The following is a 12,534-nucleotide window of genomic DNA, read 5'->3' as shown; positions in this document are numbered from 1 at the left end:
AACGTTCACCATGTCTCGACCCGCCCACGACGCGCCTGGACGGGTTGCCGGAACGGCCGAGTACACCCAGTACGCGCGCCGTCCCGTCGCCCCGCCCAGCCACGCCGTGGACCCGCCGATACACGGCCAACGTTCTGAGCCGGGCCACTAGCTCGCAGCGAAGATGTGCGTGTCCACCTGGGTTGGGGCGAGTGCGTGGTCGATGACCATGACCGCTGCGCCGATGATGCCCGCGCGGTCGCCGGTGCGGGACTGCACGATGCGCAGGTCCTGTGTGGCCAGTGGCAGTGACCGCCGGTAGACCACCTCGCGGACGCCCGCGATCAGGTGCTCGCCCGCCTGTGCGAGCGACCCGCCGATCACGATGATCGACGGGTTGAACAGGCTCACCGCCGCGGCGAGGACCTCGCCGATGTCGCGGCCCGCCTGGCGGACCAGGTGCAGCGCCTCGACGGAGCCACCCCTGGCCAGCGCCACCACGTCCTGGCTGGACTTGGCTGGCAGGCCCTGCTCGGTGAGCTTGGCCGCGATGGCCGCGCCGCTCGCGACCGCCTCCAGGCAGCCGGTGTTGCCGCACCGGCACACGATGTCGGCGCCGTGCGGCAGTTGCAGGTGCCCCATGTCGCCCGCCGCGCCCTGGGCGCCGCGGTGCAGGAGGCCGTGGCTGATCAGGCCGCTGCCGATGCCGGTCGCGACCTTCACGAACATCATGTGTGCCGCGGTCGGCCACTGCGTGAAGTGTTCGCCGAGCGCCATGATGTTCACGTCGTTGTCCACGAGCGCGACGACGCCGAGGTGCTCGGTCAGGTAACCCTGCACGTCGAAGTTGTCCCAGCCCGGCATGATCGGCGGGTTCACCGGCCGCCCGGAGGAGTGCTCGACCGGGCCCGGCAGGCCGATGCCGATGCCGAGCAGGTCCTTCGGTGTCCTGCCGACCTGTGCGAGCAGGTCGTGCGACGTGGCTACCACCCATTCGAGGACGGGCACCGGCCCGAGCGCGACGTCGAGGTCGTCGCGGTGCTCGACGAGCACCTCGCCCGCGAGGTCGGTCGCGGCCATCCGCGCGTGCGTGGCGCCGATGTCGGCGGAGAGCGTGACGCGTGCGGCCGGGTTGAACGCGAACTGCGTCGGCGGCCTGCCACCGGTCGAGGTCGCCTCACCGACTGGCAGTACGAAGTTCGCGCCGAGCAGCGCCTCGACCCGCTGGGTGATCGTCGAGCGGGCGAGCCCGGTGATGCCAGCCAGCTCCGAGCGCGTGCGTGGCCTGCCGTCGCGCATGAGACGCAGCAGCGCGCCGGCGCCGCCACCGTCCGCGACACCGTTCGTGACCGGGCCTTCCACCATCCATTCAGTGAAACACACCGTAGTTCCGTTGGCTTCCGGAACATAGCTTGGCAACAGAATCGCAACTTTTGATTGTTAAGTGTCAAAAGTCGGGTTAGGTTCAGCGGCATGGCAGTGGCGCCGCTCACAGACACGGTGTTGCGGATGCAAGGCATCCAGAAGTCCTTCCTCGGTGTGCGGGTGCTGCACGGCGTCGACCTTGAGCTGCGGGCGGGCGAGGTCCACGCGCTCATGGGGGAGAACGGTGCCGGCAAGTCGACGTTGATGAAGGTGCTCGCCGGGGTCTACCAGGCCGACGGGGGCACGATCGAGCTGGACGGCCGCGTGGTCGCGTTCGCCCACCCGCTGGAGGCGCAGCAGGCCGGTGTGTCGACGGTGTTCCAGGAGTTCAACCTGCTGCCGGAGCGCACCGTCGCGGAGAACGTCTTCCTCGGCCGGGAGCCACGCAGGCGCGGACTGGTCGACGCCGACCGCATGAACGCCGACACCGCGGCTCTGCTCGGTGACCTCGGCCTCTCCTCGATCGCCCCCCGGCGCCGGGTCCGCACGCTTTCCGTGGCAGGACAGCAGATCGTCGAGATCGTGAAGGCCCTGTCCTACGACGCGCGGATCATCTCGATGGACGAGCCGACCGCCGCGCTCGCGGACGAGGAGGTCGAGCTGCTGTACGGGCTCGTCCGCACGCTGCGCGAGCGCGGGGTGGCGATCCTGTACGTGTCGCACCGGCTCAAGGAGATCTTCGACCTGTCCGACCGGGTCACCGTGCTCAAGGACGGCGCGCTCGTCGACACCGTGCCCACCGCCGACATCACGCCGGACGAGCTGGTGCGCAAGATGGTGGGCCGGCCCATCACGAGCTTCTTCCCGGACAAGATCCCGGGCGACCAGTCCGGCACCAACACCCGGCTGCGGATCTCTGGTGGTGGCAACGAACAGCTCGACGGCATCGATCTCGAGGTGCGCGCCGGTGAGATCGTCACGCTCGCCGGGCTGCAGGGCAGCGGCCGCACCGAGATCGCGCACGCGTTGTTCGGTGTCGCCCGGTTCACGCGTGGCACGGTCGAGGTGGACGGCAAGCCGGTGGCGCCGAGGTCGGCGCGGGCCGCCGTGCGGGCGGGGCTGGCGCTGGTCACCGAGGACCGCAAGGCGGAAGGCCTGGCACTCAACCAGTCCGTGGCCGCGAACGCCCGGCTGGTGCTGGATGCCGTGCTGCCGCGCCAGTCCGGCAGACGGGCCAGGCGGATCCCCGGGATCCTGTCGTCGCTCGAGCTGGTGTCGCGCGGCGGTGACCAGGAGGTCCGGTTCCTGTCCGGCGGCAACCAGCAGAAGGTCGTGCTCGCCAAGTGGCTGGCGACGGACCCGGCGGTGATCGTGCTCGACGAACCGACCCGAGGCATCGACGTCGGGGCCAAACAGAAGGTGTACACGCTGATGCGCGAGCTGTCCGCGCGCGGCGTCGCGATCCTGATGATCTCCTCGGAGCTGCAGGAGGTCATCGGCATGGCCGACCGGATCGTGGTGCTGCGGGACGGCCGGATCGCGGGCGAACTGCCCGAGGGCGCCGACGAGGAGGCCGTCATGCGGGTCGCGACCGGCCAGGTGACGTTGTGACCACTGTGGACAGACAAAGGCTCGGTGGGCGGCTCGGCAGCACCGAACTGGTCTACCTCGCGCTGCTGGGGGTGCTCGTCGTCGGCGCGGCGCTGGTGGCCGTGGACGGCGGGAACCTGTTCGGCACGGCCAACCTGGTCGACATGCTCACCCGGTCCAGCCTGCTGGGGTTCGTGGCACTGGGGCAGACGTTCGTGATCCTGTGCGGGTCGCTGGACCTGTCGGTCGGCTACGTCATGGCGCTGTGCAGCCTGATCGGCGCGACGACCATGGCCGGTGACCCCGCGAAGGTGCCGCTCGGCATCGCGGCGGCGCTGGTCGTCGCGGCGGGCATCGGGTTGCTGAACGGGCTGATCGTGTCGGTGCTGAAGGTGAACCCGTTCATCGCGACGCTCGGCATGGGCCTGATCATCAAGGGCTATCTGGACACCACCTACAAGGGCCCGGCCGGTGACGTGCCATCGTCGTTCCAGCAGTTCGGCTACACCCGGATCGGGTTCCTGCCGCTGTCGACCGCGGTGATGCTGATCGCGGTCGTGCTCGGGATCCTGTACCTGCGGCGGACCCGCAGCGGCTACCACATGTTCGCGGTCGGCGGCAGCGCCGACGTGGCACGGCTGTCCGGCATCCGCACCGGGCGGGTGATCGTGACCGCGCACGTGCTGTGCGCCGTGGCGGCCGGGGTGGCCGGGTTGCTGATCGCGGCCCGGTTCGGCACGGGCAGCGCGCTGGTCTACAGCTCGGGCTACGACCTGGACTCGATCGCGGCGGTCGTGCTCGGCGGGACCCTGCTGATGGGTGGCCGCGGCGGCATCGCCGGGACGCTCGCCGGGGTGCTGATCCTCGCGGTGCTGGACACGGTGTTCAACATCCTGCAGGTCGACCCGTTCTTCAAGGACGTGCTGCGCGGCGTCGTGATCATCGCAGCGGTCGCCATCTACGCCCGCCGCCAGATCGACCGCCGGGTGAGCAGACCGAGGTTCGGTCCCGGCGGAAACGGCGGCCTGCCAAGGGATCGGGCACCGGACGAACCGGTGCCCGCTGGACAGGGGGAGGACCGATGACCACCACCGCTCCCGAGAAGAAGGCGGCCAAACCGGGTGTCGCCATGGCCGCGCGGTTGTTCGGTGGTGGTAGCGCGACCGTGTTCGCGTTGCTGGTGCTGGTCTTCGTCGTGATCCTGTTTCTCAACCCGGGCTTCTTCGAGCCGCCGTCGTTGATGGCGTTCGCGAAGAAGGCCGCGCCGCTCGTGGTGCTGGCCGTCGGGCAGTACTTCGTGATCGTGTGCGGGGAGCTGGACCTCTCGGTCGGGTCGCTGGTCGGCGCGCAGGTGGTGATCGCGGCCGCGGTGATCGACGGGCAGGAGAGCCGAACGGTGCCGGTGCTGGCGCTGATGCTCGCGTTCGGGGTGCTCGTCGGCCTTGTGAACGGGCTCGTGGTCACCGTGCTCAAGGTGCACTCGCTGATCGCGACCCTGGGCATGATGCTCGTACTCTACGGTGCCATCCGGCTCTGGACCGGCGGTGCGCCGACGGGCGAGCTGTCCGACGGGTTCCGGCAGGTCGGTCGCGAGGGGATCGACATGCCGGTACTGCGGCAGCTGCCGTGGGCACTGCTGGTCGCCGCCGCGGTGGTGGTCGCCGCGGTGGTGTTCATGCGGAAGCCCTTCGGCCGCACGCTGATCGCGGCCGGAGACAACGACAGGGCGGCGGCGTTCTCCGGTGTCCGGGTGTGGTGGGTGCGCACGATCGCGTTCGTGCTGTCGAGTGTGCTCGCCACGCTCGCTGGGGTGCTCATCGGCGGATACGCGGGCGTCACCGCACAGGTCGGCGAGGGTCTGGAGTTCACCGCGATCACGGCGGTGGTCCTCGGCGGCGTTGTGCTCGGCGGCGGCCGGGGCACCGTACTGGCCGCGATGGCGGGCGCACTGACCGTCGAAGCGCTGTTCACCCTGTTCAACCAGCTGAGCCTGCCGTCGACCGTCCGGCCGACCGTGCAGGGCGTGATCATCATCGCGGCCGTCGCGTGGGCCGCGCGGGAGCGGCGTCGTCCGTTCCTGCCCCAGTCCTAGCCACACACCAAGCTCCCTACCCTCAGGAGGAACCCATGCGGAGAACGCGTGTCCTCGTCGCAGGCTTAGCCGCCGCGGCACTCACGCTCACCGCCTGCGCCACCGACACCCCGACCGAGCAGGCGCCCGGCGGTGAGACGGAGCAGCAGTCCTCGGACGACGAGTGGTTCGTCAAGGCCGAGTACGACAAGCAGCTCGCGCAGCGGGACAAGGAGCCGGAGGGCCCCGCCGACCAGCCGTGGCTGCAGGCGATCGAGCCGGAGATGGTCGACACCGCGGAGTTCAAGCAGGACGGCAAGACGCTCTGCTTCTCCAACGCCTCGGTGTCCAACCCGTGGCGCGTCACCGGCTGGATCACCATGCAGCAGCAGGTGGAGGTCCTCAAGCAGGCAGGCGAGATCAGCGAGTTCCGCGTCTCGGACGCCGCGGACGACGACAACCAGCAGATTTCCGACATCCAGGCGTTCGTGGACGCCGGTGACTGCAACGCGATCATCATCTCGCCGTCCACCACCGCGACCCTCACCCCGGCCGTCGAGGCGGCGTGCGAGAGCGGCGTGCCGGTGATCGTGTTCGACCGCGGCGTGAACACCGACTGCATGGTCACGTTCATCCACCCGATCGGCGGTTACGCCTACGGTGCCGACGCGGCCGAGTTCCTGGTGGACAAGCTGGAGCCGGGCTCGAAGGTCCTCGCGCTGCGCATCCTGCCGGGCGTGGACGTGCTGGAGCACCGCTGGGCCGCGGCACAGCAGATCTTCGGCAAGAGCGACCTGGAGATCCTCGGCGACGAGTTCACCGGCGGCGACGGCGCGAAGATCAAGGACCTCGTCACCCAGTACCTGCAGCGCGGCGACGTCGACGGCATCTGGATGGACGCGGGCGACGGCGCGGTCGCGGCGGTCGAGGCGTTCGAGGACGCGGGCAAGGACCTCCCGGTGTTCGCCGGCGAGGACGAGCTGTCGTTCATGCGCAAGTGGAAGGACACCGGCATGACCGCGATCGCGCCGGTCTACTCGAACTTCCAGTGGCGCACGCCGATCCTGGCCGCGGTGCAGATCTGGAAGGGCGAGCAGGTGCCGAGCGAGTGGGTGCTGCCGCAGGAACCGATCACCGAGGCCGACCGCGACGAGTTCCTCGACCGCAACAAGGACATGCCGAGCCTGCACTACGCGAAGTTCGGCGGCGAGGACCTGCCGGGCTTCCCGAACGCCTGGAAGGACCGATAGCCGACCATGGGACACGCGCTCGGGGTCAACACGTGGGTCTGGACCTCCCCGCTCACCGATGCCTCGCTCGCCGAGCTGGCACCCAGGATCGCGGGCTGGGGGTTCGACGTGGTCGAGCTGCCGGTCGAGAACCCCGGTGACTGGGACCCCGGGCGCGCCGCGTCGCTCCTGTCCGATCTCGGGCTGGCCGCCTCGGTCGTGCTCGTGATGGGCGAGGGGCGGGAGCTGGTCGCCGCCGACGCCACCACCGTGCTGTCCACACAGGACTATCTGAGGCACGTGGTGGACGTCGCGGCGGCGGTCGGCGCCCCCGCCATCTCCGGCCCGGCGTATGCGTCGGTCGGCCGTACGTGGCGGATGACCGACGAGGAAAGGAAAACCCGGTACGCGGAGCTGCGGGACGGGCTCGCACCCGTTGCCATGCACGCGGCGGCGGCCGGGGTCCGGATCGGCGTGGAGCCGTTGAACCGCTACGAGACCAGCCTGATCAACACCGTCGGCCAGGCCCTCGACGCCCTCGACGGCATGCCGGACACGGTTGGCATCGCGCTCGATATCTACCACATGAACATCGAGGAGACCGACCTCGCGGCGGCCGTGCGCAGGGCGGGACCTCGGCTCGTGCACGTACAGGTGTGCGCCAACGATCGCGGTGCGCCCGGCGCGGATCACCTGGACTGGCCCGGTTTTCTCAAGGCACTGGCCGACGTCGGCTACGACGGGCCGCTCGTGATCGAGTCGTTCACGGCGGAGAACGCGACCATCGCGACCGCCGCGTCGGTGTGGCGGCCGCTCGCACGGACGCAGGACGCCATCGCCACCGACGGTCTGGCGTTCCTGAGGAAGGTGATGCCGTAGGCCGGATCTCCCCGACGGCGCCGGCACGCCGCGCGGGTCATGACAAGAGGCACACGTTCCGCTGCTGATACCTCAGTGGAGAGGGCACCACGCTCATGAACCTACGCAGATCCATGGCGGCCGCCGTCGCTGGCGCCATGGCGATCTCCATGCTCGGCGCCGCTCCCTCGGTGGCCCATCCGGGGCCACATGGTGACGCCCACGTCCTGATCTTCACCAAGACCACCCAGTTCCGCCACACCGAGGCGATCGAGCAGGGCGTGCCCGTGCTCACCCAGGCCTTCGCGGACGCGGGCATCACCTCGGAGCACACCGAGGACTCGTCGGTGTTCAACGACGAGGACCTGGCCCACTTCGACGCGCTCGTCATGTTCCAGGCCTCCGGCGATCCGTGGACCGCCGAGGAGAAAGCGGCCCTGGAACGTTACATGCAGGGCGGCGGCGGCATCGTCGCGATCCACAACGCGACCGACATGCGTGGCAACTACACCTGGTGGGACACCATGATCGGCGCGCTCATGCCCGGTCACGCCGCCACCGGTTCGAGCCCCGGCCTGCCCGGCACGGTCCGCGTCGAGGACCGCACGCACCCGTCGACCAAGCATCTTCCGCAGCGGTGGAACCGCGCGGACGAGTGGTACAACTACTCGGCGAACGTCCGCGGCGAGGCCCATGTGCTGGCCACGATGGACGAGTCGACCTACGACCCCGGCTCCAACGGCATGGGTTACGACCACCCGATCTCGTGGTGCAAGCCGTATGACGGCGGCCGCGCGTGGATGACCGGCATGGGTCACTTCGGCGCCCACTACACGCAGGAACCCGCGCTGGTGGCGCACATCCTCGGCGGCGTGAAGTACGCGGCGGGCATCGAGGCGGGGGACTGCGGCGGCACCGTGTGGGAGCAGTTCGAGCGCGTCCCGCTGGACCAGAACACCAGCGCGCCGTACGCGATCGACGTCGCGCCGGACGGCAGGGTGTTCTTCACCGAGCTGGTCCGCGGCCAGATCCGCGTGTACGACCCGGCCGCGCGGACCACCTCGACCGCGATCACCATCCCGGTGTACTCCGGCGGTGAGGACGGCCTGCTCGGCATCACGCTCGACCCGGACTTCGCGAACAACGGGCACCTCTACGTCTACTACTCACCCGCGAGCGGTGACGACACGAACCCGGCGAACTTCGTCAACCGGTTGTCCCGCTTCACGGTCGGCGCGGGCTCGCAGATCGACCCCGCGTCGGAGAAGGTCGTCATCGAGGTGCCCGCGCGGCGGCTGCCCGACGAGCCGGGGCACACCGGCGGTGGTCTCGACTTCGGTCCCGACGGTTCGCTGTACCTCGGCGTCGGCGACGACGTGAACCCGCACTCCGAACCGTCCGGCGGCTACGCCCCGCTGTCGGAGCGGGACGGCACGTTCCACGACGCGCGGGCAACCTCGGCCAACACCAACGACCTGCGCGGCAAGGTGCTGCGGATCAAGCCAGGGGCGGACGGTACCTACACCATCCCCGATGGCAACATGTTCCCGCCGGGCACGGAGAAGACCCGTCCGGAGATCTACGCGATGGGCTTCCGCAACCCGTTCCGGTTCGCGATCGACCAGAAGACCGGCGCGCTCGGCGTGGCCGACTACGCACCGGACAACGGCACCGAGAACCTCGCGACCCGAGGGCCAGCCGGCATCGTGGAGTGGAACCTCATCACCGAGCCCGGCTTCTACGGCTGGCCGCTGTGCATGGGCGACAACGAGCCGTTCCGGGACGTCGACTACCGGACCAACCCGGTGACCGTCGGCGCGTTCTTCGACTGCGCGAACCCGGTGAACGACTCGATCCGCAACACGGGTCTGGTGAACCTGCCGCCCGCCAAGCCCGCGAAGATGTGGTACGGCTACCAGCGTTCGTCCGTGCCCGAGGTCATCCCGCAGGGTGGCGGGCTCGCCCCGATGGGTGGTCCGTTCTACGACTACGACCCGGATCTCGCCTCGGACACCAAGTTCCCGTCCTCCTACGACGGCAAGGCGTTCTTCTACGAGTGGTCGCGGAACAAGATGTACTCGATCATTCCGAACGAAGGCGTGACCGACGTCGAGAAGGTCAACCCGTTCCTGCCCGAGACGCAGTTCCTCGCGCCGATCGACTCGAAGTTCGGTGCGGACGGCTCGATGTACGTGCTCGACTGGGGTGGCGGCTTCGGCCGCGACAACCCGAACTCGGGCCTGTACCGGGTGGACTACGTGTCCGGTTCCCGTTCCCCGACGGCGAAGGCGACCGCGACCCCGGACTCCGGGCACGCGCCGCTTGAGGTCACGTTCGACAGCGGGACCAGCACGGACCCGGAGAACGAGGCGCTCACCTACGCGTGGGACTTCACCGGCGACGGCACGACCGACTCGACCGAGGCGGCGCCGTCGTTCACCTATGGAGAGAACGGCGTGTACAACGCGCGGCTCACGGTGACCGACCCGCACGGCAAGGCAGGCACCACGACGGTGCCGATCACGGTCGGCAACACGAGACCAGAGGCAGACTTCCAGCTACCGCCCAACGGCGCGTTCTTCGACTTCGGTGACGAGGTCTCCTGGCAGCTGGAGGTCTCCGATGCCGAGGACGCGACGATCGACGACGCGGACGTGATCATCCAGCCCGCGCTCGGGCACGACGAGCACGCGCATCCCGGTGAGCCGTCGCACGGCAGGACGGGTTCGGTCGTGGCGTCGCTGGGCGGCGGTCACGGCGAGGGCATGAACGTCTTCTACGCGATCGACGGCCGGTACACCGACGCGGGCGGCGAGGGGGGCATCCCCGCGCTCACCGGGTCGGACACCACGCTGTTGTTCCCGAAGCAGCGCGAGGCGGAGTTCTTCGACAGCTCCAGCGAGGTCACGGTCGGCCCGTCGAGGGACATCGAGGGGCACGCCGACGCCATCACGGGCCAGAACGGCGCGTGGGCGGCGTACGACCCGGTGAACCTGCACAACGTGGACGCGCTGGTGGTGCGGGCGTCCGCGAACGCGGCGGGCACGATCGAGCTGCGACAGGGCGCGCCGGACGGTCCGCTGCTCGGCACCGCGCAGGTCCCCGCGACCGGTCCGGTGTCCTATGTGGACGTTCCGGTGGCGGTGACCGACCCCGGCGAGACGTTCACGCTGTACGCGGTGTTCCCCGGTGCGGGTGCGCGGCGGGTGAACTTCGTCGAGGCCGAGGGCAAGGGTGCCTCACCGACCTCGAAGCCGAAGGTCGCGGTGACCGCGCCGACGCAGGAGGCCGACCTGGCGCCGGGCGAGATCGCGGTCCGTGCGTCGGCGACCGACGCGGAGAACACGATCACCCAGGTCGAGTTCTTCGTGGACGACCAGCCGATCGGCACGGACACCTCGGCACCGTACGAGGTGACGTGGCACGCGGTGAACGAGGCGCGGTACCGGCTCACGGCGGTCGCCACCAACGACAAGGGCGCGTCGACGACGTCCCGGATCACGCAGGTGGAGGTCGGTGACCTCTACGGCGACTGGCAGACATACAGCAACGTCACCGCCACGTTCGACCGGCCGGACACCGACACGTGGGTCGTCGACGCCGGTGGCGCGAACATGTGGCAGGGCACCGACGAGTACGGCGCGGTGTACCTGCCTGGTGCGGCAGGCACCGAGTGGACGGCCACGGTCAAGGTCGAGCGGCAGGGCAACTCGGCGGGTTCGGCGAAGGCCGGGATCATCGTCCGCGACGACGTCACGCGGCCCGGGACCTCGCCGGGCTACGCGATGCTGGCGATCCGGCCGAGCGGCGGGTTCGAGTGGCTGCGTGACAGCGACGGCAACGGCCAGCTCGACGCGAGCACCGGGGCGAGTACCTCGTCGTACCCGGCGTGGGTGCGGCTGGTCCGCGACGGTGACTCCTACACCGCATACTGGAGCAAGGACGGCGAGAACTTCACGGCCGTCGGCGAGCCGGTCGCGCTGCCGAACGCGGGGTCCACACAGGACGTCGGGCTCGCGGTGACCGCGCACAACGCGGCCGCGACCAGCGAGGTCGAGTTCACCGGCTGGACACTCGACGACGAGGCATGGACCCCTGGCGCCGGCCCGGAGCCGGAACCCGGCCCGGCCTGCCTGGTTCAGGGCAGCGACGCGTTCGACGGCGACGCGCTGAACAGCACCAGGTGGTCCGCCGTCCGAAGTGGACAGGACCTGCCCGCGCGGATCGAGGGCGGCAAGCTGGTGCTGCCGGTGACGAACGGCGACATCAACGAGGCGGCCGAGGGCCCGATCACCTACGTCGGCCAGGCGCAGCGGCCGGGCGAGTGGACCGCGACGACGACGGTGTCGCTCGCGCACACCCGCGAGTGGCAGCACGCCGGGATGCTGGTGCACGGCAGCGACGACGACTACGTCAAGCTGGCGTTCACCCGCGACAGCGCGGGTGGCCGGTTGCTCGAGTTCCAGACCGAGGCCGGTGGGACCAGGACGTGGCACGCCAACGTGACACTGCCATCGGACTTCCCGGCGACCGCGCACCTGAGGCTCGTCAGCGACGGTGTGCGGCTCACCGCCGCGTACTCGGCCGACGGGCAGAGCTGGACCGCGCTCGCCGGGGCGGCGGCCGTGCTCCCGGGTGCGACGGTCGGGCTGGTGGCCGCGGGTGACACCGCGGCGCACAGCGTGGACGCCGTGTTCGACCACTTCACGGTCACCCCGGACACCGCCGACACCGGTGAACGTGAGGCGGCCGACGAGTTCGACGGCACCGCGGTCGACGGGTGCCGGTGGACGAACGTGGTGCGCTACGACTCGGCACACGTGTCGATGGCGGACGGGCAGCTCAGGATCCAGACCCAGCCAGGTGACATCAACGCGGGCGACAACGACGCGCCACGCAACTTCGTGCTGCAGAAGGTCCCGGCCGGGGACTGGACGGTGGAGACGAAGGTGACGCCGACGATGCTGCACCAGTGGCAGCTGGCTGGCCTGATCCTGTATGGCGACGACGACAACTACGTGAAGTTCGACGTGGTCGCGCAGAACGCGAGCGGCTCGGCTACCGATCTGCACGCGGAGCTGGTGTCCGAAAAGGACGGTCAGTTCGGCAACGGCGGCAACCGGAACATCGACATCGCGGACTCCTCGGAGAGCGGCTGGTACTTCCTGCGCCTGACGAAGACGGGCGACGAGTACGCGGCGGAGATCAGCGACGGCGGCGTCAACTGGACACCGCTGGGCGACCCGGTGACCAACGACGCCGGGCTGTCGTCGGTCGGCCTGATGGCGATCGGCCCGCAGCAGACCGCGCCGGTGGTGGTCGGGTTCGACTACTTCCGGGTCGGCGCGCCGGACCGTACCGCGCCGTCGGTCGAGGTCGCGGTGTCCACACCGGACGGTGCGAACGGCTGGCACCGCACGGCGGCGTCGGTCGCCGCGACGG

7 protein-coding genes are annotated in these 12,534 nt (G+C 69.9%); 6 read left to right on the top strand and 1 reads right to left on the bottom strand.

The window, feature by feature from the left end:
• Positions 1 to 147 precede the first annotated feature (147 nt).
• Positions 148 to 1,344 carry an ROK family protein gene (locus WBA97_RS37595; protein WP_424235800.1) on the bottom strand — a complete coding sequence of 399 codons (1,197 nt, stop codon included), beginning with the start codon at positions 1,342 to 1,344 and terminating at the stop codon, positions 148 to 150.
• A 108-nt stretch (positions 1,345 to 1,452) separates the two neighbouring features.
• Between WBA97_RS37595 and WBA97_RS37590 the strand changes: the two genes are divergently transcribed.
• The 6 genes from WBA97_RS37590 to WBA97_RS37565 form a co-directional block, all read left to right on the top strand.
• Complete coding sequence (locus WBA97_RS37590) at positions 1,453 to 2,955, top strand: sugar ABC transporter ATP-binding protein (protein WP_424235799.1); 1,503 nt, start codon at positions 1,453 to 1,455, stop codon at positions 2,953 to 2,955.
• Positions 2,952 to 4,019, top strand: a complete 1,068-nt coding sequence (locus tag WBA97_RS37585; RefSeq protein WP_424235798.1) for an ABC transporter permease — start codon at positions 2,952 to 2,954, stop codon at positions 4,017 to 4,019. Before WBA97_RS37590 ends, WBA97_RS37585 begins: the two co-directional genes overlap by 4 nt.
• On the top strand, positions 4,016 to 5,026 hold the full coding sequence (locus WBA97_RS37580) for an ABC transporter permease (protein ID WP_424235797.1): 1,011 nt from the start codon (positions 4,016 to 4,018) through the stop codon (positions 5,024 to 5,026). The genes WBA97_RS37585 and WBA97_RS37580 overlap by 4 nt, the downstream gene beginning before the upstream one ends.
• Before the next feature lie 35 nt (positions 5,027 to 5,061).
• Positions 5,062 to 6,255: a substrate-binding domain-containing protein gene (locus WBA97_RS37575; RefSeq protein WP_424235796.1), complete on the top strand. Its 1,194-nt coding sequence runs from the start codon at positions 5,062 to 5,064 to the stop codon at positions 6,253 to 6,255.
• Positions 6,256 to 6,261: 6 nt separating this feature from the next.
• A complete protein-coding gene (locus WBA97_RS37570) occupies positions 6,262 to 7,113 on the top strand; it encodes a sugar phosphate isomerase/epimerase family protein (RefSeq protein ID WP_424235795.1) in 852 nt (283 codons plus the stop codon).
• A gap of 95 nt (positions 7,114 to 7,208) precedes the next feature.
• Positions 7,209 to 12,534, top strand: a 5,326-nt coding sequence (locus WBA97_RS37565) for a ThuA domain-containing protein (RefSeq protein WP_424235794.1), incomplete at its 3' end; no start/stop codon positions are given.

This window comes from Actinophytocola sp. (assembly GCF_049647105.1).
Classification (GTDB): domain Bacteria; phylum Actinomycetota; class Actinomycetes; order Mycobacteriales; family Pseudonocardiaceae; genus Actinophytocola.
Note: the sequence above shows the minus strand (reverse complement) of the source record. Positions and strands in the feature narration are given on the sequence as shown.